Origin of the sequence: Veillonella sp. LMAG:90, from assembly GCF_008679445.1 — a bacterium.
Classification (GTDB): domain Bacteria; phylum Bacillota; class Negativicutes; order Veillonellales; family Veillonellaceae; genus Veillonella_A.
Map to the genome: position 1 here is coordinate 185,188 of NZ_NAND01000001.1, position 24,116 is coordinate 209,303.

Below are 24,116 nucleotides of genomic sequence, written 5' to 3' on the forward strand. Positions count from 1 at the left end.
AATGCCTGTATTAGTTTGTTTAGCTTATTATGCACCTACAAAACGGTTCAAAGCAGCTGTGCTTGTCATATGACGTTTAGTCATGCCAAGTTCAGCAGGGCTGATACCCAATGCTAAGCCGATTAACTGGCTCATATGGATAATAGGCATATCTTTGTCGCTAGGAACATATTGTTTAGCTTCTTTTTGGAACATATCAAGCTGCATCTGGCAAAGTGGGCAAGGTGTAACAACACAATCAGCGCCTTCTTTAGCAGCATCAGCATTGATGGAACCGGTCATCTGCATAACGGAATCATGTGCAGGGTATACAGCATGGAAACCACAGCAATCGAGTTTACGGGAGAAATCGATTGGTGTAGCGCCGATAGCTTTGATTACATCAGCCAAGCTGGTTGGAATCTGGAAGTCTTCAAAGCCGGTTTCTTCTTGCGGACGAAGAAGATGGCAACCATAGTATTCAGCAACACGAAGACCGCTTAAAGGTTTAACAACTTTAGCTTTAAGGTTGTTCAAACCATAGTCGCGAATCAATACCCATAAGAAATGAGTTACATCGCTGGTACCTTTATAACGTAAGCCTGCTTGGCCCAAAATGTTGTTTACGCGAGCGCGTTGAGTTTCATCGCGGTCGAGTTCATTTTTAGCTTCGCGAAGCATTAAAGTACAAGTGTTACAAACTGTCATTAACTGAACGCCTTGTGCTTCAGCTAAGGCAATGTTACGAGCATTGGTAGAAAGAATTGCCAATGGATCAACGTCCTGAACGTGGGACGCACCGCAGCAAGTCCAACCTTCCAATTCTTCCATTTGAATGCCTAATTTTTTAGCAACCGCAACAGTGGCGATAAAATCTTCTTTGGCTGCACCTTCAAGTACACAACCAGGGAAAAATGCGTATTTCATTATCTTTCTGCCTCCTCTGCTGCCTTAATAATGGTGCGCACATCCTTAATACCTTGAACAGGTTTGTGTGGAACTACGAGTTCAAGAGGATTAATCTTACCATGTGCCCAGAGACGCAATGCGTAGAGACCTTGTTTAGCGGAATCTACAAGACCGTCAGTTTTAAGACTCATCGTTACTTCGTTCAAGCGACCGGTCTGCATGAGGTCTTGTTTGAAGGCGATAGCATGGCGAGTACCTTTATTGGATAAGCCGGCTTTCGTAGCTACTGCACGAAGTTCGGAAATATCTTTTGCAGGTTTTAAGTGTTTTGGACAACGGGAGATACAGTTCATGCAATGAACGCATTTCCAAAGACCATGTTCAAAAGCAGGGTTTACGTGAGCCATAGGTGCAGCATCACGGGAATCCTGAACAAAGCGATTAGCTTTAGTGTAAACATATGGATCCAAGAAGTCTTCGCGATTAGCGGACAATTTGTTACATTCGGAAGCACAGCAACCGCAAAGGATACATTCTGTGTTAGTAACAAATTTTTTGAAATCTTCCGGAGTTTGGCGAGAGCCCATGTCGCGGTTGAATTCAGGTTTCATGAAAATCCATGGAGCAACTGTTTTAAGACGGTTAACTTTAGCTTCCCAGTCAACTGCCAAGTCGCGGATTACGTCGAAGTTACCGATTGGAGCGATTTCGATAGTGTCGCTGCCAAAACGTTCGGTAATGTCGTCGATTTTGCTTTCACAACCAAGCATAGCCTGACCATTAACTTTAATGGAGCAAGCACCACAAACAGCACTACGGCAAGCAGCGATGAATGTTAAGGTTGGATCGATAGTATCTTTAATTTTTTGAAGGCCCCAGAGAATTGTACGGTCCGGTTCATAATCAAAGGAATAGGTCTGTACATAGGAGCGACCTTCATTATAACGATGAATCTTATAAGTAATCTGTCTCATCTTAGTACGTCCTTTCTTTTGGTTCGAAGCGAGTAATTACAACTTCACTCTGACCTACTTCGTATTCGCCATCTTCTTTAAGTGTAATAACTGTGTGATTCAAGAAGTTAGCATCATCACGTTTTGCATAGTCTTCGCGAAGGTGACTACCGCGGCTTTCTTTACGACGCATAGCGCCCAAAGTAACAGCTTTAGCAATAGTTAAGAGGCTGCCTACTTCAACGTAGTTTACGAAAGCCATATTGAACGTACGGTTAGTATCGCCAACGTAGCAAGTTTTATATTCTTCAAGCAAACGATTCAAGATCGCCAATTCTTCTTCCATTTTCTTTTCTTCGCGGAAAATACCTACGTTGTTCCACATAGTAAGAGCCATTTCGTCACGAATTTCAGAAATAGGACGACCGGTTGTACGGCCGGTTACTTCACGGAAGCGTTGTTCCCAACCGTTAGCTGCTTCGTTAAGAGCTTTAGCAGCGTCTTTAGCTTGGTTTTCTTTAACGTAAGCTACAGCGCCTTCACCGGCTACTTTACCGAATACAACAGCGTCAGCCAAGGAGTTACCGCCAAGACGGTTAGCACCGTGAATGGATACGCAAGCAGCTTCGCCGGCTGCAAATAAACCAGGGACTACAGTACCGCAAGTTTTGAAATCTTTTACATCAATACCGCCCATGGAATAGTGACAAGTTGGACGAATTGGAATAGGTTGAACTAATGGATCGGCATGTTCGAATGTGATAGCGAGGTCGCGGATACCATGAAGTTTTTCAAGAATAACTTCTTTTGGTAAGTGACGAACGTCAGCTACTACATATGCGTCAAGACCGGTACCCCAGCCGCGACCTTCAGCGATTTCAGTTTCGATAGCTTTAGCTACAACGTCACGAGGTGCAAGTTCCATTTTGCTAGGAGCATAATCCTTCATGAAACGTTCCCCTTTGTTATTCAAGAGGTAACCACCTTCACCACGAACAGCTTCGGACATCAAGATACCGCTTTTACCGAGACCGGTTGGATGGAACTGAACCATTTCAGGGTCTTTCAAAGCACAACCTGCACGGAAACATGCGGCCATACCGTCACCTGTGGAAAGGTAAGGGTTGGAAGTACGAGTCCAATACATACGACCGGCACCACCGGTTGCAATTACTAATGCAGTAGTTGCGATTTTTTCAACACGGCCTTCTTTCATGTTCCAAGCAACAACGCCGCCTACGGAACCGTCGTCGGCTTTAACGATGTCTAATAAGTACCAATCTTGAAGGAAATGTACGTTTTCCTTTAAGCATTGTTCATACAACGTATGCAAAATTACATGACCGGTTTTATCGGCACTGTAGCATGTACGAGGGTATGCCTGGCCACCGAAGTTACGTTGTGCGATTTTATTTTCTTTAGTACGGGAGAATGGGGTACCGAAATAATCAAGTTCTTTGATTAATTCAGGACAACGGTTGATAAAGAATTCAACAGCATCCTGGTCGGCAAGATAGTCACTACCTTTAACGGTATCGAAGATGTGGTCTTCAATAGTGTCTTCTTTTGCCACATTGTTTAATACGCCATTAATACCGCCTTGAGCCATAGCCGTTGCAGAACGACTTGGGAAAATCTTGGTAATAAGTGCTACGCGCAAACCTTCTTGATGAGCTGCTTCTAAAGCTGCTCGTTGGCCGGCTCCGCCGCTACCTACTACTAGAACATCATACTGTTCCATAATAACCTCCTAAACTTGTACCTACTTCCTACAGACTTATCCGGCACGCCGTACCTGGGCATGCCTTTCCTATAGCTTGTTCTTTAATTATAGCGGTTTACAAAGCCTTTTGTCCAAAATCAAATACGCATACTTGAAAACAGCCCTCATAAATGATAATTTTTATCATTTGCTAAATCCCCCTATTTTTAGTGTGTATTTAAACCGACATTTATCATAAACTAATGTATTTTCTAGACAAACGCTAATATTATTCTGTTTATTTATATGGCCGGATAGAAAAACGGAATATCTAATCGAAAATCATTTTCACACATTTTTTTTGATTTTTTCAAGAACGTCCGAAAAACGTCCAATCTATGCATAAAACACAAAGGTACACAATTTAGTTATCATAAATTTAATGCCTTAACGTTATCCCTTCACAATGGGTTCATACCCTTACGCTATACTGACTTCAACTTAAGGCTATTATTATTATGCCTATGAAGTGTTATAATAAATTTAGACGTTCTTTAAATTGATTTATAGTTTTATTTTATAGTCTGTTACACCGACGGAGGTTGTGAAACAGGCTTATTTCTGTAAGACAGGAGTGATTGTATGAAAGTTTTACTTGTTGAAGACGAAGAAATGCTAAATAATATTATCGCCAAACGCTTGCGCGTTGAATCTATGACGGTTGACTGCTGCTTTGACGGCGAAACCGCTTTGGATCACATTAATACATCCAGCTACGACGTAGTCGTTATGGACGTAATGATTCCTAAAATGGACGGTTTTACCGTTGTGCAACACTTGCGCCAGGAAGGCAACAAAACGCCGGTATTGTTCTTAACCGCCAAAGATACTTTGCAAGATAAAGTAAAAGGCCTGAACCACGGTGGCGACGATTATCTCGTCAAACCTTTTGAATTTGAAGAGTTGATTGCTCGTATCTATGCCTTATCCCGCCGCAGCTACAATCATGCGCACAATGATTTGGAAGCCGGTCCTTTGACAATCAACAGCCAAAGCCGTACCGCTACCTTACACGGCCAGGAATTAGTACTTACCGCTAAAGAATTTGACTTATTATATTATTTAGCCAGCAATGTAAACATCGTATTATCCCGTCAACAGATTCTCGACCACGTATGGGAATACGACTACGAAAGTTATTCCAACTTAATAGATGTATATATTAAGGATTTACGTAAAAAATTGGATGTAGCCAACGAAGCCAAATTAATTCACACAGTTCGAGGTGTGGGCTATGTTTTCAAAGTGGAAGAATAAGCTAAGTTCCGGTGGTCGTTCGCTTAACCCTTTCAGCCGTTTACCGCTAACGCTTAAGATTACCGGCTGGTATTCTATATTTCTCTTATTAATGTTACTCATGCTCTCCGTGTTCATTCTGCAGTTCACGCAACTGTGGGAAGCCTCGGAAATGCGCAGTACCTTACAATCAAGGGTTATTAATACAGCCGACAATCTGACCCGGTTCCGTCCGTTCCAAGAAGGTGTTTTTACCGTTCTCTATACGGATAACGGCGTGGCTGTCAAAGGGGTCATTCCTGACGGTTTCCCACCGGAAAGTATGATTTCTCCCCATCACATCCAAGAAGTAACTGTCAAAAACACTACCTTCTATTATTATGACGCACCTGTAGCCGACCCGGCTTTCCACGGTTGGGTTCGCGGCGTAATGCCCGCTACCACAGCCAGTCGTGCGGCCAACATTATGTTGCTTTCTTTGATTCTCGGCGGGGTTATATTCCTCGTTATCGGCACCAGTGGCGGTTATTGGATTATCAAGCGTGGTCTCGGACCGATTCGTAATATGACCCAAACAGCCGCTGACATTGGTCAAAAACGCGACTTATCTCAACGTATCGAACAACTGGTAGACAGCCACGACGAAATTTCCGCACTGTCTAAAACATTCAATACAATGCTTGACAGTTTAGAAAGCTCTTCGCAGCGTGAAAAGCAGTTCAGTTCCGACGTATCCCATGAGCTTCGCACGCCGATAGCCGTTATTCAGGCAGAAAGCGATTACGGTCGTGCCTATATCGACAATATCGACGAAGCTAAAGAAAGCTTTGAACATATTTTCCAACAAAGTCGTTTCATGACCGCCATGGTTACCCAATTATTGGATATTGCCCGCTTGGACAATATGGACAGCATCAAGAAGGATCCGCTCAGCATCAGTCAAATGATGCAAGAAGTAGCCGACAGTTATCAACGAATTTGTAAAGAGAGAAATATTACCTTAACCGCAACCATCCAACCGGATTTATCCATGGTCGGCAATCTGCCGTTTTTAAAACGCGCGGTGGGCAACTTGATTGACAACGCCATAAAATTTACCAAAGATGCTATATCCATTCAGGTCGTAAAACTAAACAATACCATTCGTATTACCATTAAAGATAATGGCGAAGGTATTAATCAAGACGACCTCGATAAGATTTGGAATCGCATGTATCAAGTCGATCAGGCCCGTACCAAAAAAGCTAATCAAGGGTTGGGACTAGGTCTTTATTTTGTAAAAAATGTCATTAATTTGCATCAAGCCAAAGCCTATGCAATTAGTGAGCCTCATGTATCAACAAGTTTTATTTTAGAATTTCCTATCATGACCGATGAGGCCTTTAGAGAGGATACACCATGAAACCATTATTGCGACAGTTCACAGTAGAATCCAACGATGCAGAGCCGCCTCGACGAGCTTTACACCGTATAATACTGCTATTTGTTGCCGCTTTTGCAATCGGCGGTGGTATCTATGCAGTCCATGATTATATGGCACAACAGGAAGCGATGCGTGTCAGTGCAGCCCGCACCGAAATGATCAAAGCCCAGGCCAAAGCCAATAAATTGACCCTCTTGAGCGAAGATACCATTAAAGAGTTGACGGCCATTAATACCGGGGTGCCCCTGAATGAGCTGACATTTAAGGAAATTGCCTTAATCACCTTTGATGATCTGCCCTTTCCACCGGGACCGCCTATCGGCCAAGGAATGATGCCTAATGATAAAAATGCAGATTCTTCGACAAATAAGCCCATGAACGGACAAGCTGCCGATTCGTCTGATAGCCATGAGAACTTAAACTTGCCGGCTACAGCCGAAAACAGTAATGTGGCCTCATTGCCGCCTCTTCGTGTGCCGCCGCCAATAGCTGCAGCCGGGCCAAAACCGCCGCTGGAAAGCGAAAGAACGCTTATCAAACCGAATGAGAGTAATACCGATCGTGAGCATCCCCCAATTGACGAATTAGCCAAGGGCGTACAAATTAATGATTTCACGCGGACTCCGCCTAAAGAATTATTAAAGCATCCGTTGTATAAAATTACAGCCAAACGCTCCAGTTTGACCTATGATTTAATTATCGACGGGGTTAATGGACATATTATAAAATCTATTTTCCACTAAGATTCTAGGATAATTTAAAGTCACATAGTACATGTGTTTTACTACTAATTATCACTATTAAATTTAATCTGAAAATTTTATCAAAAAAAGTCATTAAAACTCAAAAACGTTCATTTTGCGTTCATTTTGATGACGTATAGTTATATCATCAAATGAATGGTAATTTCGATACCCCATTCGAATTACCTCCATCATTGATTACAGGGAACTATATTGATACTGAACCCTCCCTGTTCAGCCAATATAGGTGATCAAGATTTCATTTGATTAACACTAACACTCCCCTTACAAGAAAAACAGGAATCCCTCCCCGGATTCCTGTTTTTCTTTATTTTCAAATATTTATACACTACTATTAGCCCTTATTGACAAAGTCTTTACAGGCCATTATTTGCAGAGGGGCTTCATATATAGTAAAATGTTACTATTAAATTTATAAATTTCTATATAATGTAGTTTTTATAAATTTTAATTCAGTTGTACCCAAGCTTCAAGGAGGTTCACCATGGCTCTAATCAACGAAAATTATGCCAACCTACAAAGTTCCTATTTATTTGCTAACATTGCTCGCAAAGTGGCAGAATTTCAGAAAAATAATCCGGATGCCGACATCATTCGCTTAGGCATCGGGGATGTAACACGACCATTAGCACCTGCCGTGATTGAAGCCATGCATAAAGCAGTTGACGAAATGGGTCAAGCCGAAACGTTTCGCGGTTACGGCCCGGAACAAGGTTACGAATTCTTACGTCAAGCCGTTGTCGATCACGATTATAAACCACTCGGAATCAACCTCGACATTGACGAAGTCTTTATCTCCGACGGAGCCAAATCCGACGTGGGCAACATCCAGGAGCTCTTCAGTGCCAACAACGTAGTTGCCATTACCGACCCGGTGTATCCGGTGTATCTCGACAGCAATGTCATGGGCGGACGTTCCGGTCAGTTCAAAGACGGCCGTTTTGAAAACATCGTCTACTTACCAACCAATGCGGAAAATAACTTTTCGCCGGAATTTCCGAATCAACATGTAGACATTGTCTACCTCTGCTGCCCGAATAACCCGACCGGTACCGTTTTGAGCCGCAAACGCCTTAAAGAATGGGTTGACTGGTGTAAAGCCAATGATACGGTGCTCATGTTTGACTCCGCCTACGAAGCCTTCATCAGCAGTGAAGACACAGTTCACAGTATTTACGAAATCGAAGGGGCTCGCGAAGTAGCCATTGAATTCCGTTCCTTCTCCAAAACAGCCGGCTTCACCGGCACACGCTGTGCCTATACAGTGGTTCCGAAGGAATTAACGGTCAATATGGCAGACGGTCAAAAACAGGCCTTAAACCCTATGTGGAATCGTCGACAATGCACTAAATTCAACGGTGTTCCTTATATTATTCAACGTGCCGCCGAAGCCGTTTATTCTGAAGCAGGCCATCGTCAAACACGTGAAGCCATTGCGTACTACAAAGAAAATGCCCGCATCATCCGCGAAGGCCTTACTGCCATCGGACTCACCGTATTCGGCGGTGTTGATGCGCCTTACATTTGGCTTAAAGTTCCGGCCGGCATGACAAGCTGGGAGTTTTTCGACCTTTTATTGGGAAAAGTACATATCGTAAGCACCCCGGGTGCCGGTTTCGGCCCTTGCGGCGAAGGATACTTACGTCTCACCTCCTTCGGCAGTCGTGAAAACACATTGCGTGCCATTGAGCGAATTAAAACATTACAATTTTAAGCGAGGTATACATGTTTACAGTAGTAAAAAAACTAGAAATCAGTGCCTCTCATCAGCTGAAATTGACCTACCCAAGCAAGTGTCAAAACTTGCACGGTCACAACTGGATTGTGCACATTCATGCACGCGCCGCCGAGCTTGATGAGAACGGCATGGTAATTGACTTCGGTCATATCAAAGAAGCGATTCACGGCCAACTCGATCACAAACACGTGAACGATGTTATGGGCGATATCAATCCGACCGCCGAAAATATGGCCAAATGGATTGCCGACCAATTGGGTGAAAAATGCTTCAAAGTTGTTGTTCAGGAATCGGAAGGGAATGTGGCGATTTATGAACGTGATTGAGCGTTTCAGCTCCATCGAAGGTGAAGGTACCCGCCAAGGGTCCCTTTGCTCCTTTCTAAGACTCTACGACTGCAACTTACGTTGTGTCTATTGCGACACAACGTACAGCTACGGCGACGAAGTAGACTATGAAGTACAATCCGTGGAAGACGTAGCGGATGCGTTGCGCCAAATGGGGAATCGCTACATTACCATTACCGGCGGCGAACCCTTGTTGCAAGCCGACGAAGTAGAACAGCTCATCGATGTATTGAGCCGTGAAACAACGCCGTTTGGTCCCTATGAGTTCAACATCGAAACGAACGGCAGCATTATTGCTCCCTTCCAGCGAGATAATGTATTCTATACTTACGATTACAAATGTCCCGATTCGAGTGCCGAAGAGTCCATGCACCCTAAATTATGTGAAGCCATGACGGATAAAGATGTATTGAAATTCGTAGTCAGCTCCTACGGCGATTTACAGCGCATGAAAGAAATCGTGCTCACTAAAAAGCCGAAAGGACATATCTTCGTATCCCCCGTTTTTGGCAAAATCGACCCGCAAGAAATCGTAGCGTATTTACTGAAAAATAATCTGCAGCAGATTCGCTTGCAATTACAAATCCACAAATTCATTTGGGATCCCGATGCTAAAGGCGTCTAAAAACTAAAAACACCAGACGGCAATAGCTTAATTGCTAAGCAATTTAATCCTAAAAGAGTTAATAAAATTTACAACTATTATTTACAAAATCTTGACAAGTGCCTTCTACTAATGATATGATATTTTAGTAATTAGATATGGAGGATTACTCAAGAGGCTGAAGAGGACGGTTTGCTAAATCGTTAGGGCGGGTTACCGTCGCTAGGGTTCGAATCCCTAATCCTCCGCCAGTTAGATTACACCCCTACAAACCTAGGTTTGTAGGGCTTTTTTATTTAAAACAATCATAGTAAAAACTTTAGTCAAAGAGCTAAATATGATATACTAATAAAAGGAATTTTCCACTTACAGTTTACGGGCCTTTAAGGATAACGACTGTGCAGTTTTTTGCTGCCATCGTTATCCTTTTTTTCATATAAGGAGCTATTATGTATCTCATCGTCGATAATCATGATTCATTTACCTATAACCTGGCCAACTTGGTGGCCGAAACGGGACGCCAAGTCGAGGTGCGCCCCTGCGACACCATTACGGTGGATGAAATTACTTCTATGAAACCTACCGGCATCATCATCTCGCCCGGCCCCAAGGGGCCTGCCGATGCCAAAGAATCCTTGGATATTGTACGTGAATTTAAAAATACGATGCCTATTCTCGGCGTCTGCTTGGGCATGCAAATCCTGGCTCATAACGCCGGGGCTTCCGTGGTACGCGGCGAAAAGCCGATGCACGGCAAAATTACGGCCATTCATCATGAAGGAACCGGCTTATTCAAAGGTCTGCCCACAACATTTGACGTGACCCGCTATCATTCGCTGGTTGTCCAAAAAAGCACCTTGCCGCCCGTTTATCACGTAGATGCCATCAGCGACGATGGGGCCGTTATGGCCATGTCACACCAACTATTACCGCTCTTCGGACTGCAGTTTCACCCGGAAGCCTTATTGTCAGAATATGGCTCTGAATTAATCCAAGCCTTTTGCCGTCGTGCCGAAGAAGGAGGTCACCCCCATGCCTGAAGCCATGATAAAAAACGTCACTAAAACAATGACGGAATCTATTGGCGACACCATGATTGAAACAGAGGCTGAAGCCTGTATTTGCCGTTCAACTTTGCCCTATAGCGCCGGTGATATTTTCACCCTCTTTGCCGACGAAAAGAACGCCGCCTTTCTCGACTCATCCTTAGAAAACAACCTCGGTCAATATTCCATCATCGGTCTCGTACCTTATCACGAGGTAAAAGTTGAAAACGGGTGCCTTTATGTGGACGGCAAAGCCCATCCGGGAAGCGCCGAAGACTATCTCAAGACCTACTTGCAAAATCATTACCGTAAAAACGATACCGACCTACCTTTGACAGACGGTGCCATCGGCTATGTTACCTATGATTACGGCATGAAAGAAATGGGACTTACCTCGCAACACGAAACGAAGGTCACCATGGCCGATATGAAATGGGGCTTTTACGACTTTTTTATCATAGAAGATTTAAAAGATCACTCCCTTTGGTTCATCGCTAACGGTCATACCGAACCGGCTCCCGTTCTTTTGAAAAAGATGGAGGATCTTATCGCCGCGAAGATGGCTAACTTCAAGTCACAATCACTGGCAGAAACTTATCCCCTAGCAATTCATCCGGACAGCACATCGGATGAATATGCTCAGGCCCTTCATAAATTGATGGACTACCTTATAGCCGGTGACGTTTATGTTACCAATTTTACCGGTACGTTGACCGTCGATTGTCAGTGCCCGCCGTACACCTTCTTTAGCCGGCTGCGCCGAGATAATCCGTCGCCTTTCGGAGCCTACCTGCAATACGACTCCTATCAGATAATCAGTGCTTCCATGGAACGATTGCTTCGCATCAACGGCAAAAAAATTGAAACCCGTCCGATCAAAGGAACTCGCCGACGCGGCAAAACAGCCGAGGAAGATGCGGCGCTTCGTAAAGAACTGGCCGAATCGCAAAAAGACCAAAGCGAACTCTTGATGATTGTGGATCTGGAGCGAAATGACCTCAATAAAATCTGTGAGCCCGGCAGTGTTATCGTACCCGACCTCTTTGCGGTAGAAGAGTATGCCACAGTCTTCCATTTAATCGCCAACGTGATTGGCACGCTCAAACCGAATCAGACCGCCATCGATGCCCTCTCGGCACTTTTCCCAGGTGGCTCCATTACAGGCGCGCCAAAAAGACGGGCCATGGAAATCATCGACGAACTGGAATCGAGCCGTCGCCAACTCTACACCGGCACCATCGGTTACTTATCCCTCGACGGCAACTGCGACCTCAACATCGTCATCCGCACGGCCGTCCACCAAGGCGATTCGTACTATATCGGTGTCGGTGGCGGTATTACCGCCGAATCGGAACGTGGCTTTGAATATGAAGAAATCTGGCAAAAGGCAAAGGCCTTACTCAGTGCCTTGAAAGGAGAAACTTTTGATTATGAACCTTACCTTTGATGACGGCTATCAGTTTGGCCTTGGTGCCTTCGAAACCATAGCCCTCGTAAACAATCAGCCAATTTGGTTAGAAGCCCACGAAGCGCGCCTACGCCGCACACTCGACTGGCTTGGCATCACCCTACCTGACGATTGGCAACAGCAGCTTCAAATTTATTTAAACAAAAATGGTGACGGCATGGGCGTTGTTAAAATCATGGTGTCAGCTAACAATCTAAGCTTCACAGTAAGAGCTAACCCCTATGAGAATTTACCGTCTCGTCCGGGTTTTGTCCTCGCCATGTCCGACATTCGCCGTAACGAATCATCCCCTTTTGTCTACCACAAAACCTTTAATTACGGTGAATCCATCTTAGCCAAGCGACAAGCTGCTAAGGCAGGCATCGACGAGCCGATTTTCTGTAACAGTCGCGGCGAACTTACGGAAGGATCCGTAAGCAATCTCTTTTTTATAAAAAACGACCGACTTTATACACCACCCATCGAGGCCGGCCTCTTGCCGGGCATCGTCCGGGCCTACCTTTGTCAGCGCTATGAAGTAGTTGAAAAGACCATCATTCCTCATGAAATCGGCTCCTTCGATGAGTGTTTTATTACCAATTCCCTCATGGGCATCATGCCGGTACGTCAGTTTGGGACTCACGAATTCCCGGCCTCAGCACAGACAATGACGGGAACCTTATACCAAAATTATCTGCAAGATAGATTGCGACCTTTTCCTAACTACAATTAAATTTAACTCAATTAAATTAAACACCCCTGCAAACCTAAATCTGCAGGGGTGTTTAGTTTCTCGCCTATTTTTTATTAATTTGTAAGCTACTCGACGTTACAAAATTCTTAATTTTAAATTCTTTTCGCGCCTGCTCGGCAACCCTTGCCAATACATAATATAAAAAGTAAGGATCATACTCATTAAAAAAGTCTAGCCACTTATCCCTTTCTACAATATCCTCAATACTACCGATAGAAAGGAGCATAACATTACTGCGCATCTCGCCATGAGGAATCCGAATCAACGTCGTCAGCGTCTTGGCGCCCTCCTTATTTTTTAAAATTACATCAATAGAAATATCCTTAAAGCCCAATACATAACTTTCTTCCTGTGTCTTGGACTCATAGGTATCTCCAATCTCTATTTCATAGGGAACGTAGATTAAAATATCCTCGAGCCTGGTTATATCCAAAATCTGCATAACCCGTTCCAATGATTCCATATTAATATCTCGGAACTTATTGCTTACCAAGTTTTCAATAAAAGTTTTGGGGAAACCATTGTCCAAAGCAAATGACGTCTTTTTCAGATTCCGCTCTTTTAAAATTTTGCTTAGCTTGCATATAAACATTTATTAATCTCCCTATCTCCAAAAATCTATTTCAAATTACTTTTTATGTAAAATCAATTCTAAATCGACAATTAACATAAAGTATGTTATAATCCAATTATAGCCGAAATGATTATAGAAAGGCTATTATAACTAGTTACATTTTAAAGGATTTTCTAATTTTAAGAAAGAAGGAGATGATATTAGAGCAAACGTATTTAAAAGAATGTCAGTAATACATGAGGGATTTTTTGAAAAAGGAGGTCTCATATATACAATTGACTGCACTAAGAAAAAGAAAAAACCGTCTAGTATTGGCGTACTAAACGGCTAAAAACAAAGTTTTTAATTGAATTAACTACCTTTATTCTAACATACTATAGGTTTTTATAAAAGAGGCGTCTTAATGTTCATATCAATTGCCCGGATATAAACAAATAGGCGCCTTTAAACCTATCAAGAAAAAGTCTTAGCTACTACGAACAATGTTAATATGTGTTCTTTATATTCAAATCATGCAGAAAGCAGGAATACCCCATTAACACAAAATCCCTTATAGAACTACTATTTAGCTCTATAAGGGATTTATATTTTCTTATGGCGGAGAGGGTGGGATTCGAACCCACGGCCCCTTGCGGAGTCACTGGTTTTCAAGACCAGCTCCTTAAACCACTCGGACACCTCTCCAAATTAAACTATTACCTTAATATATTACCGTGTTTTGTCCAACAAATCAAGCCCTTACCGCAACTTTCCGCTGAAACGTACCGTAAATCCTGTAATCCTCCTATTTACTTCATCAAAGTTTTCTTTGTACTCTCAGCTAAAACAGGCTATAATTAACATATCGAAATTTATAATTATTATGTGAAATTTACTCGAGTTTAATAAACGAATTAAACACATCTGAGGAGCTCCATGAAATACACAAATAAAAATCAAACAAATACAAACTCATCAAATACCGCCAATACTTCCGGCACTGCCCGTAAAAATCATAAACGCAAAGCTATTGCCGCTATAATGACGATTGCCTTAGCCATGTCCGCATCAGCCTATCCGCTCAATTCCGTACATGCAGTAGATCCGGTTAACGCCTATATCGCCGCCAAAATCATCCCCTCTTTCTCGTTACCGTCACTTAATCCGATTAAAGCGGCCGGCAAATTACTGGGTCTCGTAAGCGATTCCGATGATGCCGTGAAAAAAGGCAAAAAAGTGGACAACAACTACAAGTTTAAAGCCACTAAAGTAGCGAACGGCTCAAAGACTTTTAAAAATTCTCTCAACAATAACCAGAATAATCAAAATGTAATTTTAGTACAGAAAACCGGCAAGGCGAAAGTGAAAAAAGCGGAACTCATTAAAACCGGTCATAGCGACAGCGAAGGTCTCAGCCTGTGGCGCGGTCAAAACGCCGCTCTTCTAGTTGCGCCATATAGTCAGGCCACGATTGAAAACAGCACTATCACTACCAACGGCGACGGCGCTTCCGGCATCGTTGGTAGCGGTAAGAAAGTAAAAATTACCGCTAAGGATTTAACGATTCGCACGAATAACCGCGTATCCCAAGGCATCGGTGCTGCCTATGGTGCCGAAATTTCCTTAAAGCAGAGTAATATCAGCACCTACGGTTCTCAAAGTCCGGCCCTCGCCACCGCAACGAAAGTCGACAGTAGCCTCACTGCTGATGGCGTCACCCTTCGTACTTACGGCCAAAACAGCCCCCTCATCAGCTCAACCGGCACGATGAAGTTGAATGCTATTAACGGTGAAGCATCGAATGGCACATTCGGACTTTTGGAAGGCAATACGGACGTGACATTTACCAATTCACAGCTAAAAGGAGCCAATGGTTTTTACCTATATCAAACCGATTTAGGCACCGCTGAAAAAGGGACGACCAAGCTCACCATTAACCAAAGCCGACTCACCGAAACGGGCTCTACGCCGCTTTTTACCATTCTCGGTGCTAAAGCCCAAATAAAACTCCAAGGCAATACTATCAGCCAACCGAGCCGTGCTCCATTCTTGCAGGTACTATCCGGCACGGGCGATACATCCGACCTAAATCGTGCAGCGGCGGCTATCAACAGCACCGGCAACACTAACAGCCAAGTACGTTTACAAGCCAATCAACAGGCCATTAACGGCGATATACTAGCCGACCGCGGTAGCAAGCTGGACATTAAGCTTTCGCAAAACTCCACATTTACCGGTGCCATCAATCCGAACAACAGCGCTAAACAGGCTTCTTTAAGCCTTAGCAAGGATTCTGTGTGGAATGTAACCGGTGATTCCTATCTGACGGAACTTAACAACGACGATTCAACCAACAGCAATATCCATACTAACGGTCATACGGTAAAAATTGTAAAATAATTACCCAAAGGAACGATTTATATGAAATTTATCACAACTTATTTAAGCCCCGTAAAATGGGCTTTTTTAAGCGCCTGCCTGCTCTCCTTAATTCATGTAGTCAGTGCGCTTACTGTGCCGACTTTAACGGCCAGCATCATTAATGAAGGCGTTTTGCAAGGCGACTTGGACGCCATCAGTCGCCTCAGCGTTGCCATGCTCGCCGCCTCTTTGGTAACCGTCATCGGCTCACTCAGCGCCGTATACTTGGCCGCCCATATTGCGTCACGCGTCAGCCTCAACCTGCGGCAGCAACTCGTGCAGGCGTTGCAGGACTTCTCTTTGTCGGATTTTTCAAAATACGGCACCGGCACCTTGCTCATGCGTGCCACCCGTGATGTGGAAAAAATCCAGTCCGTCCTCGCCAAAGGCATCAATATGATTCTCCCCATGCCGCTCATGATTATAGTCGGTTTAGGACTCACTTTTTACAAAAGCTTCGAAATGGGGCTCATCATTTTAAGCCTCATGGTCATCATGGTAGTGCTCATGATAAGCATTCAAAAACGGGCCCTCCCTATCGTCATGGCCGTTCAGCAGCAATTAGATAAACTGACCGACCTCGTGCGCGACCATATTATCGGCATGTCCGTGATTCGAGCTTTTAATCGCACGGACGATGAAAAAGCTGCTGAAATTGGCATGTTCACGGAATTATCCAACAAGGAAACTCGTCTGGCCCGCACCTACGCCATCGGACTGCCCAGTATCCTCATTATTTTCAACATGAGCACCGTGGTTATCCTCTGGCTTGGCGGCTATCAGATTGACTCCGGTGTGCTCCAAATCGGTGATATTATGGCCATCATCGAGTACGCCACCCTCATTTTGATGAACCTCATTATGGCTGTATTCGTGCTTCTCGACGTGCCGGAAGCCATTATTTGCTATCGACGTATTAGAGAGTTATTAGTTCATTCTGAAAACCCGACAGTTAGTTCTAAGCAAAATACAGTAACTGATAACGTTTATTTACATGCAACGGAAAGTATCTCCGGCCAAGTACCACTGTTAGAATTTCGCAATGTTACCTTCCGCTATGACGATGCGGAAGAAGCGGCCTTAAAAGATATTTCCTTCACCCTCAACGCCGGCGAAACGCTGGCTATCATGGGTGACATCGGTTCCGGCAAAAGTACCTTGGCCAAGCTCATTTTAGGCCTGTATCCTATCGAGTGTGGCGACATTCTCTTTAACGGTCAGTCAATTTTTAGCCAACCCATTGAAGATGTGCGCTCACAAATCGGCTATGTGCCGCAAAAAGCCTATCTTTTCACCGGTACCATTGCCATGAATTTAGAATTTGGCAAAAGCCAAGCCTCGAATGCACCGCTGACACGTGAAGATATTGAAGAAGCGGCAAAATTAGCGGGCGCCCATGAATTTATCAGCCGTTTCGAAGACGGTTATGAGCACGAACTTGCTCAAGGCGGTACCAACCTATCCGGCGGTCAGCGCCAACGCCTCGCCATGGCTCGTGCCTTAGTTCGTAAACCTCGTCTTTTAATTTTTGACGACAGTTTCTCTGCCTTGGACGGCATCACCGAACAGCAAGTGCGTAAAGCCGTAGCCGAGGAGATTAGCAATAGCAACGGCAATAGAAACAGCGATGGCATTACCTCCGGCAGGGCATTCATATCTATTGAACAGAAGGTCAGCGCCGCCCGAAAAGCCGATAAAATCCTGGTCATCAACCAGGGTGAATCGATGGGCGTAGGCACGCACGAAGAACTCTTGGCTCATTGCCCAATCTATCAGCAGATTGTAACATCACAGGAGGTGGCACTATGAAACTGGTCAAACGATTCCTCCTGGACTCACGCAGTCAGTGGTGGCGCCTCGGTTTTCTAACCATAGCCTTAATCTTAGCCGCGAGCTTTGAAATTATCGCCCCGCGCCTCTTAGGTGACATTGTCGATGCCATCGTTCAGGGCCTCGAACAGCACCGTGAAATCAACGCCATTTTAGACGGTACAATCGATACAGTCCTTCTACTCATCATTTTTTACAGCTGCCACGCCGTATTCACATACGTTAGTGAATTTATCATCGCCGGCAGTGCACAACGCATGGTATTAGCTTTGCGCAGCCGCGTAAGCCATCAGATTCATCATTTACCGATGTCCTATTTCAATCAACACAACCGTGGCGATATGTTAAGTCGCCTTACGAGTGACTTAGACTCCGTCGGCGAAACGCTCCGTGAAGGCATTCCGGGCCTCATCTCATCGTTTATCGGCATCGTCGGTGCCGTCGCCATGATGATTTGGATTAGTCCGCTCCTGGCTGCGATTATTCTCGGCGTTATCATCGTCGGCGTTCTCGGCTTAACCTTTACGTCTAAAAAAGCGCGCACTATCTACCTGCGCAATCAAGAGGCTTTAGGTGCTGTGAACGGCGGCATTGAAGAATTAATTTCAGGCAAGCAAATCATACAGTCTTTTGGTCTTGAAAAAGTCTCCACCGACCACATGACGGATTTAAATACACGTCTCTTTACGCGTGAACGACAATCCGGTTTTATGGGGCAGCTCATCATGCCGTTGGTTAACTTCATCAACCAAATAGGCTACGTCCTCGTTGCCATCCAAGGCGGTCTCTTCGTGTTGCGCGGCTATATCACCCTTGGTGACATCCAAGCCTTTTTCCTCTACGTAACACAAGTATCCGACCCGATTTCGCGCAGTTCCTACATCTTAACCCGATTTCAAGAAACACACGCCGCCTTAGGTCGTATTTACGAGATTCTGGACGCTCCGATGGAGGATGACTCAGGAACCTTACAAGACGTGCCTAACTCTGTTGCGGGCGCCGCATCAAGTACTAATGCCATTGAATTTAGTCATGTGAACTTCGGTTACAGCGACGATAAACCGCTTATGACGGATGTAAACTTTGAAATCCCCAGCGGCCACGTCGTAGCTATTGTAGGCCCTACGGGGGCCGGCAAAACCACAATCATTAACCTGCTCATGCGTTTTTATGAAATATCCGGCGGTACCATTACTATTCACGGTACGGACATTCGCAAATTAAGCCGCGAAGCTTTGCATCGTCAAATCGGCATGGTATTGCAAGACACGTGGATTTTTACAGGCACCATTGCTGAAAACATCGCTTACGGTAAGCCGGATGCAACGCGGGAAGAAATTATCCATGTTGCGAAACTGGCCATGGCGGATCATTTTATCCGCACCTTGCCACAAGGCTATGATACGATCTTAAAAAATGGTGCCGATGACCTCTCGCAAGGGCAGCGCCAATTACTGACGATCGCTCGTGCCTTTTTGGTTAACCCAAGCATTCTCGTACTTGACGAAGCCACCGCCAACGTTGATACGCGTACAGAAGTGGAAGTGCAAAAAGCGATGAATCAACTCTTAAAAGGCCGTACCGGTATCGTCATCGCCCATCGATTATCCACCATTCGTGACGCCGATTTATTGCTCGTTGTGAATAACGGTCAAATCGTTGAGCAGGGTACTCACCAAGAACTCTTGGCTAAGGGTGGTTATTATACGGAATTGTATGAAAACTACGCCAAGGGGATGACGGTGTAAACATGCATTCTAAATGCAATTGAATAAAAGATTCTATATACGGACAAGGCCTTATCGGCGGTAGGACGTATAGACTTATAAAGTAAAACGGGATTGTTCCAAGGTTATTACCTCGGAACAATCCCGTTTTTATTTAATTAAAGAGAAGCCAATTTAACTATCTCACACAGCTACCATATTAGAAATTGATAGCAGCGGTTTAGTTCAACTATTTATTAGCCAACTGGCGCATAATTTCCTGAACTTGCGTACGTAATTCCGCATTTTCCTGAGCCTGCTGTTGAACCTGAGCCCGTAATTCTTCAATCGTAGAATTCTGGTTTGCTAATTGCTTAGACTGTTCAGATACAACTTCGGCTAAGGCAGATTTCGAGTAATTCGAATACTCGTTACTGCTACCGAACTTAACACTTACGCCGGCATTAAACATGTTTTCACCGCCGCCCATGCTGGTGCCGATGGAGAATAACAAGTCATTCGTCGGACGATAGAACGCACCAATTGCTACAGCATTAGCCGATTTGTAGTTACCGTAACCGGCGGCAAAATCCCATTTAGCAGTCGGATCGTAATCTTGCGGATGCAATGCTGCTAAAGCGGCCGCACCGGCACCGACACGATTAATACGATTGTCCAGTTTGTTAACCTGACTGTTCAAGCTGGTTACGTTATTGGTAATATTGCTTACTTCGTTGGAAATGGAAGTAATATTATTGGTGTTCTGCGTAATCTGAGTCGTATTAGCAGCTACTTGGCTATCTAAAGCACTCAGGTTTTGGCCGGCTGACTTAGATTTTTTCACGTAAGTACCGTCTTCAGCAACGCGTGTTTCATTATAAACAGTACCGCCGGTAACAATTCCTTTATTGTCTGCAACTACCTTGCCATCGGTGTTCACTTTGATTTTGTAATTAGTTCCGCCGATACTATTCTTTTCTGTGCTGTCGATAGTAATTGTGCTATCACCATCAGCATTGGCAATGGTATTTCTCGTATCAACGGCAGCTGCAATTGTAGACAAGTTAACGCTTCCGGAAATGATTTCTTTTCCATCGGAATTCTTAATAGATAGACCTAATTTATTATCTTTAAAGCTCAAAGCATCCGTACTTTCCTGTAGCCCTGTACCCGCAGCATCCAAAGCCGCTTTAAGCTGCGCCACGTTGACCGCATCGGTATCATTGGTACCGGCTGCAACATTGGTAATTTGACGAGTTAAACCTGTTTCACTATCACCAACGGAAACAGCCGCCGCACCGGATTGCCAAGCGGATGTAATCTGAGTTTTTTCCGATACAGCTGCCGTATAGGCTTTATTGGCATCATTCACGGCTGTTTCTGCCGTATCCATAGCGGCTCTTGCTTCATCATTGGCAGTCTTAGCAGCATCCATCCGTTCTTTAATTTTTTTACCTTGATTCGAATCATGGTCAATACTGTTATAAGCATTTACAGCCTGAACATAATCGGCATTTTTGGCCAGATAATCAGAAACCTTGGTTTCATAATCAGCTTTAGCTGTCGAAAGAGCGGATTCCAAATCAGGGATACTGCTATTTAATTCGGCAAATCGATCTTCTTTGCCGGCATAAGCAACAATAGCCACTTCATTTTCAAAATCTTTACCTGTAATCGGATTATAGCCAAATAACCCTTTGTCAACAGCCGATACAGAATTACTGCCGATAGCCACGCCACCATCATGTTGTACGTCCGTATTATAGCCGAGCATAACAGCGTTGCTGATATTTTCCGTATGTTCACGTAACGGTTTTTGCACCTTCACCGCATAGTGCAGCGTATCTCCTGTCCACTGTAAATTTCCGGTCACATGTTCAAAACTCTTAGGCGTATGAGATTGTTCTTCATAGCCTACTTTCGTTCCCATAGTTCCAAGAATTACGTTATTTTTGCTACCCGATAAGGTATGGTAATCACCGATGACAACATCCGTAGTTGCGTCGCTAAGCGTATTGCCGCTCCCCATGACAGAGACATGATTCACATTAGTGGCTTTATTTTGATAACCGGTAACCATATTATAATCACTGACTGCAGCTTCGGTGCCGCTTAAAGTATTGCCCGTTCCAAAGATGGAAGATCGTCTTGCATAATCCGACACATTGCCGTTCCCAAGTGCAAATACGGAACCCCCATTTAAAGTTGCAAACTCACCCATCACCTCGGAAGAACGATCTGTATAACCAAAATCGTCCCCTGCATGATAATAGAGCTCGCCCCAACGGCCCGTCATAAAACCGCCTTCAATACCTTCAGTCATATTACCGGCTGCATTGGTCACACGGTTACCGGTACCGAAAACCATGGAACTCAAAGACGAATCAACTTTATTCAAAGTCCCAAAAGTTCCGGTTGCAATCGAAACACCCATTCCATTCTCGGAACTAAGCTTATTATCCACGCCATAAAGAGAGGAATAAACAGTCATTCCCTCAATGGTTGAACGAGTGCCAACAGCTGTACTGAGAGGCCCTAAGCTCTGAACTCTATGCCCGATTGCTGTAGTGCCATCGGCTCCCAATGCATGGTAACCAATAACAACCATTTTCCGATTACCAACTCCGATAGTCTTCTTTTCTTCAGGTGATAAAGAGCCTATGATAATAGAATCCAGAATATTACTGCCTTTTTGATTATCACCGATAATAATACCTGCTGCCGCACCGTCAATATCATTATTATTACCGATAACCGTTAAGGAGTCCCATTCATTGCGATACGTATGATTACCGGTAAGGACATTACCGCGACCAATGGTTAAGTCGGAAATATTAGGTTCACGGCCTTCCGGATGACCATAGTCAGTAACGGTACCAACATCTCGACCGATTATTTTATTATTATCACCGATAACGTTTTGTTTACGACTCCCCCGTACTTCGTTGTTATTACCTAGAACACGAGTATCAACGCTGGCTTCATATCTTGTTCCACCCTGCCATGGGTAGCTCTTTGTTACCTTATTATCATTACCTACAATATTAACGCCATTGGTGTCTTCAACGGTATTGGTATCCCCAATAACATTGGCATCTTCACTGCCGGTCACTGAATTTTCCGTCCCCACGACACGAGCCGTTTTGTCATCAGTTACGGTATTCGTTGTCCCCGTAGCGGTACCACTGTCTACAACGATGTTTTCTGCTGCTAACACTTGCCCGCCTAATAACAGACTCAATAATACGGCACTGCTCAAAGAAGCTTTGACTATGCGACGACGATTTTGATGCTTTGTTTCCATCCTAAAACTCCTCTCATACCCTATACCATATAACACTTTTACCATGCGATGAACTCAAATTATACCCCTTATAAATTCATCAAATATTCACTATAATTAAATGCTAGCACTTTTATCATGTAGGGTCAATGAGAGTATTAGTTCATATTTATCACATTTGCCCAAAATACAATCAATATAGCATAATTTTCTTTGATAAAACAATCTATATCACTTCATCTAACCTTTACAAGCTTAACAAATTCACACTATAACCATCCCATTACAATCATCAATATTTTGCGATAATTCATTGATAAAATTTTAGTAAGTATCTTGTTTTCCAACAAAAAAAGAACCGCCAAAACAATTTATCTTGCCTTGTAACGGTTCCTATCATAGATGTCATCAATATTCAATTATAATTCACTAATAGCCGAGCATCTTACCACAACATTCCCGACGTCCAAATCAATCGCAATGCTAAAATCCCTACTCCTAAAGAGAACACCATAAGAATACTGGTAGCTTTAAGACGTTTAGCAATAGCCGCACCAAGTTGGGCCCCAATGACGGCCCCAATGCCGCAGGCAATGGCGATATTCCATTGAATATGACCCAAGGAATAATGTGTGACTACACCTGTAATCGTGGATAAGAATAATATAAACTGGCTCGTAGCCGTTGCCACATGTGTGGGGAAGCCCAAAATATACACGAGCGCCGCCACGTGAATGAGCCCGCCGCCGATGCCGAAAACGCTGGAAATAAAGCCGACTACCACACTGATTAAACAACCGATAGTTTTACTATAGGTCAACTCATGAAGTTGCAAAGATTCTTCCTTGCGTTGTCCTTTCGTCCAGTTTTTATAACCGATAAACGTCGACATGCAGAGTAGGAATAAACCGAACCAGAATTTCAACATGGATATGTCGAAGCCTTCCGACGCGACAGCGCCAAGATAGGATCCGGGAATCGTAGCCAGCGTAAACCAGATTGCCGCACTGTAGAGTATTTTTTTCTGCTTAATAAACGCTGTCGAAGCGGACATGGCATTGAACATAACAATAGTGAGCGAGGTACCGACTACCATGGCCGGCGACCAGTCGGTAAATAAATATAAGAATACCGGCACGAAAATTAAGCCTCCGCCGGCGCCTATGAGTGTCCCGAAGGCTCCTACACCAATACCCAGCACAATAAATCCCAAAAGCACGCCCCACGACATGCCCAAAATCAATCCTGTTGCCCCATCCATAGCCGACTCAACCTCATTTCTCTTTTTTCAAAACACCGACTTAAAATAGCGTAACTACTCTTAATACTGCAAATACACCACGTATTTGATTATATCCATA

Annotated in this window: 18 protein-coding genes and 2 tRNA genes; 13 read left to right on the top strand and 7 right to left on the bottom strand. The window is 44.1% G+C overall.

Annotation, left to right across the window (positions count from 1 at the left end; translation table 11 throughout):
• Window positions 1–27: 27 nt before the first annotated feature.
• Genes CCC71_RS00840 through CCC71_RS00850 form a run of 3 tightly spaced genes read right to left on the bottom strand, consistent with a single transcriptional unit; the run spans window position 28 to window position 3,582 of the window.
• On the bottom strand, window positions 28–906 hold the full coding sequence (locus tag CCC71_RS00840; protein WP_296332651.1) for a CoB--CoM heterodisulfide reductase iron-sulfur subunit B family protein: 879 nt from the start codon (window positions 904–906) through the stop codon (window positions 28–30).
• Entirely contained in the window at window positions 906–1,862 is a 957-nt protein-coding gene (locus CCC71_RS00845; protein WP_021842280.1) for a succinate dehydrogenase/fumarate reductase iron-sulfur subunit, read from the bottom strand. The genes CCC71_RS00840 and CCC71_RS00845 overlap by 1 nt, the downstream gene beginning before the upstream one ends.
• A 1-nt stretch (window position 1,863) precedes the next feature.
• A complete protein-coding gene (locus CCC71_RS00850) occupies window positions 1,864–3,582 on the bottom strand; it encodes an FAD-binding protein (RefSeq protein ID WP_021842279.1) in 1,719 nt (572 codons plus the stop codon).
• A gap of 603 nt (window positions 3,583–4,185) precedes the next feature.
• Here CCC71_RS00850 and CCC71_RS00855 point away from each other — a divergent pair.
• From CCC71_RS00855 to CCC71_RS00900, 10 genes are all read left to right on the top strand, one after another.
• The gene (locus tag CCC71_RS00855) at window positions 4,186–4,860 is read left to right on the top strand and encodes a response regulator transcription factor (RefSeq protein WP_006555394.1); all 675 of its coding nucleotides are present in this window, start codon (window positions 4,186–4,188) and stop codon (window positions 4,858–4,860) included.
• Window positions 4,838–6,241, top strand: a complete 1,404-nt coding sequence (locus CCC71_RS00860; protein ID WP_156704353.1) for a sensor histidine kinase — start codon at window positions 4,838–4,840, stop codon at window positions 6,239–6,241. Before CCC71_RS00855 ends, CCC71_RS00860 begins: the two co-directional genes overlap by 23 nt.
• Window positions 6,238–7,005: a hypothetical protein gene (locus CCC71_RS00865; protein WP_021842277.1), complete on the top strand. Its 768-nt coding sequence runs from the start codon at window positions 6,238–6,240 to the stop codon at window positions 7,003–7,005. The genes CCC71_RS00860 and CCC71_RS00865 overlap by 4 nt, the downstream gene beginning before the upstream one ends.
• Window positions 7,006–7,510: 505 nt before the next feature.
• Window positions 7,511–8,740, top strand: a complete 1,230-nt coding sequence (locus CCC71_RS00870) for an LL-diaminopimelate aminotransferase (protein WP_295244713.1) — start codon at window positions 7,511–7,513, stop codon at window positions 8,738–8,740.
• An 11-nt stretch (window positions 8,741–8,751) separates the two neighbouring features.
• Window positions 8,752–9,090, top strand: coding sequence for a 6-carboxytetrahydropterin synthase QueD (queD, locus tag CCC71_RS00875; RefSeq protein WP_021842275.1), 339 nt, complete (start codon window positions 8,752–8,754; stop codon window positions 9,088–9,090).
• Window positions 9,077–9,736 (top strand): radical SAM protein, encoded by a 660-nt coding sequence (locus CCC71_RS00880; RefSeq protein ID WP_226974452.1) that lies wholly within the window; start codon window positions 9,077–9,079, stop codon window positions 9,734–9,736. The genes queD and CCC71_RS00880 overlap by 14 nt, the downstream gene beginning before the upstream one ends.
• 139 nt (window positions 9,737–9,875) lie before the next feature.
• A tRNA-Ser gene (locus tag CCC71_RS00885) sits at window positions 9,876–9,966 on the top strand.
• Window positions 9,967–10,164: 198 nt separating this feature from the next.
• Window positions 10,165–10,755, top strand: a complete 591-nt coding sequence (locus CCC71_RS00890; RefSeq protein WP_021842273.1) for an anthranilate synthase component II — start codon at window positions 10,165–10,167, stop codon at window positions 10,753–10,755.
• Window positions 10,748–12,208 (top strand): aminodeoxychorismate synthase component I, encoded by a 1,461-nt coding sequence (pabB, locus tag CCC71_RS00895; protein ID WP_021842272.1) that lies wholly within the window; start codon window positions 10,748–10,750, stop codon window positions 12,206–12,208. The genes CCC71_RS00890 and pabB overlap by 8 nt, the downstream gene beginning before the upstream one ends.
• Window positions 12,192–12,941, top strand: a complete 750-nt coding sequence (locus tag CCC71_RS00900; protein ID WP_021842271.1) for an aminotransferase class IV — start codon at window positions 12,192–12,194, stop codon at window positions 12,939–12,941. The genes pabB and CCC71_RS00900 overlap by 17 nt, the downstream gene beginning before the upstream one ends.
• Window positions 12,942–13,005: 64 nt before the next feature.
• Here CCC71_RS00900 and CCC71_RS00905 read toward each other — a convergent pair whose 3' ends face one another.
• Together CCC71_RS00905 and CCC71_RS00910 are read right to left on the bottom strand one after the other, a co-directional pair.
• The gene (locus CCC71_RS00905) at window positions 13,006–13,554 is read right to left on the bottom strand and encodes a helix-turn-helix domain-containing protein (protein WP_021842270.1); all 549 of its coding nucleotides are present in this window, start codon (window positions 13,552–13,554) and stop codon (window positions 13,006–13,008) included.
• A 577-nt stretch (window positions 13,555–14,131) separates the two neighbouring features.
• A tRNA-Ser gene (locus tag CCC71_RS00910) sits at window positions 14,132–14,220 on the bottom strand.
• Window positions 14,221–14,451: 231 nt separating this feature from the next.
• On the opposite strand from CCC71_RS00910, the gene CCC71_RS00915 reads away from it, so the two are divergent.
• From CCC71_RS00915 to CCC71_RS00925, 3 genes are read left to right on the top strand one after another with little or no spacing between them, the layout of a single operon-like run.
• Complete coding sequence (locus CCC71_RS00915) at window positions 14,452–15,915, top strand: hypothetical protein (protein ID WP_156704359.1); 1,464 nt, start codon at window positions 14,452–14,454, stop codon at window positions 15,913–15,915.
• 21 nt (window positions 15,916–15,936) lie between these two features.
• Window positions 15,937–17,745, top strand: a complete 1,809-nt coding sequence (locus CCC71_RS00920; RefSeq protein ID WP_156704361.1) for an ABC transporter ATP-binding protein — start codon at window positions 15,937–15,939, stop codon at window positions 17,743–17,745.
• Window positions 17,742–19,514, top strand: coding sequence for an ABC transporter ATP-binding protein (locus CCC71_RS00925; RefSeq protein WP_021842267.1), 1,773 nt, complete (start codon window positions 17,742–17,744; stop codon window positions 19,512–19,514). Before CCC71_RS00920 ends, CCC71_RS00925 begins: the two co-directional genes overlap by 4 nt.
• A 208-nt stretch (window positions 19,515–19,722) precedes the next feature.
• Here CCC71_RS00925 and CCC71_RS00930 read toward each other — a convergent pair whose 3' ends face one another.
• Together CCC71_RS00930 and CCC71_RS00935 are read right to left on the bottom strand one after the other, a co-directional pair.
• Complete coding sequence (locus CCC71_RS00930; RefSeq protein WP_156704363.1) at window positions 19,723–22,776, bottom strand: YadA-like family protein; 3,054 nt, start codon at window positions 22,774–22,776, stop codon at window positions 19,723–19,725.
• A gap of 424 nt (window positions 22,777–23,200) precedes the next feature.
• Window positions 23,201–24,016: a sulfite exporter TauE/SafE family protein gene (locus CCC71_RS00935; RefSeq protein WP_021842265.1), complete on the bottom strand. Its 816-nt coding sequence runs from the start codon at window positions 24,014–24,016 to the stop codon at window positions 23,201–23,203.
• Window positions 24,017–24,116 lie beyond the last annotated feature (100 nt).

What these genes read in the sequence shown, in the direction of transcription:
- CCC71_RS00840 (WP_296332651.1), bottom strand. Translation starts at nt 906, where the DNA reads ATGAAATACGCATTTTTCCCTGGTTGTGTACTTGAAGGTGCAGCCAAA.
- CCC71_RS00845 (WP_021842280.1), bottom strand. Translation starts at nt 1,862, where the DNA reads ATGAGACAGATTACTTATAAGATTCATCGTTATAATGAAGGTCGCTCC.
- CCC71_RS00850 (WP_021842279.1), bottom strand. Translation starts at nt 3,582, where the DNA reads ATGGAACAGTATGATGTTCTAGTAGTAGGTAGCGGCGGAGCCGGCCAA.
- CCC71_RS00855 (WP_006555394.1), top strand. Translation starts at nt 4,186, where the DNA reads ATGAAAGTTTTACTTGTTGAAGACGAAGAAATGCTAAATAATATTATC.
- CCC71_RS00860 (WP_156704353.1), top strand. Translation starts at nt 4,838, where the DNA reads ATGTTTTCAAAGTGGAAGAATAAGCTAAGTTCCGGTGGTCGTTCGCTT.
- CCC71_RS00865 (WP_021842277.1), top strand. Translation starts at nt 6,238, where the DNA reads ATGAAACCATTATTGCGACAGTTCACAGTAGAATCCAACGATGCAGAG.
- CCC71_RS00870 (WP_295244713.1), top strand. Translation starts at nt 7,511, where the DNA reads ATGGCTCTAATCAACGAAAATTATGCCAACCTACAAAGTTCCTATTTA.
- queD (WP_021842275.1), top strand. Translation starts at nt 8,752, where the DNA reads ATGTTTACAGTAGTAAAAAAACTAGAAATCAGTGCCTCTCATCAGCTG.
- CCC71_RS00880 (WP_226974452.1), top strand. Translation starts at nt 9,077, where the DNA reads ATGAACGTGATTGAGCGTTTCAGCTCCATCGAAGGTGAAGGTACCCGC.
- CCC71_RS00890 (WP_021842273.1), top strand. Translation starts at nt 10,165, where the DNA reads ATGTATCTCATCGTCGATAATCATGATTCATTTACCTATAACCTGGCC.
- pabB (WP_021842272.1), top strand. Translation starts at nt 10,748, where the DNA reads ATGCCTGAAGCCATGATAAAAAACGTCACTAAAACAATGACGGAATCT.
- CCC71_RS00900 (WP_021842271.1), top strand. Translation starts at nt 12,192, where the DNA reads ATGAACCTTACCTTTGATGACGGCTATCAGTTTGGCCTTGGTGCCTTC.
- CCC71_RS00905 (WP_021842270.1), bottom strand. Translation starts at nt 13,554, where the DNA reads ATGTTTATATGCAAGCTAAGCAAAATTTTAAAAGAGCGGAATCTGAAA.
- CCC71_RS00915 (WP_156704359.1), top strand. Translation starts at nt 14,452, where the DNA reads ATGAAATACACAAATAAAAATCAAACAAATACAAACTCATCAAATACC.
- CCC71_RS00920 (WP_156704361.1), top strand. Translation starts at nt 15,937, where the DNA reads ATGAAATTTATCACAACTTATTTAAGCCCCGTAAAATGGGCTTTTTTA.
- CCC71_RS00925 (WP_021842267.1), top strand. Translation starts at nt 17,742, where the DNA reads ATGAAACTGGTCAAACGATTCCTCCTGGACTCACGCAGTCAGTGGTGG.
- CCC71_RS00930 (WP_156704363.1), bottom strand. Translation starts at nt 22,776, where the DNA reads ATGGAAACAAAGCATCAAAATCGTCGTCGCATAGTCAAAGCTTCTTTG.
- CCC71_RS00935 (WP_021842265.1), bottom strand. Translation starts at nt 24,016, where the DNA reads ATGGATGGGGCAACAGGATTGATTTTGGGCATGTCGTGGGGCGTGCTT.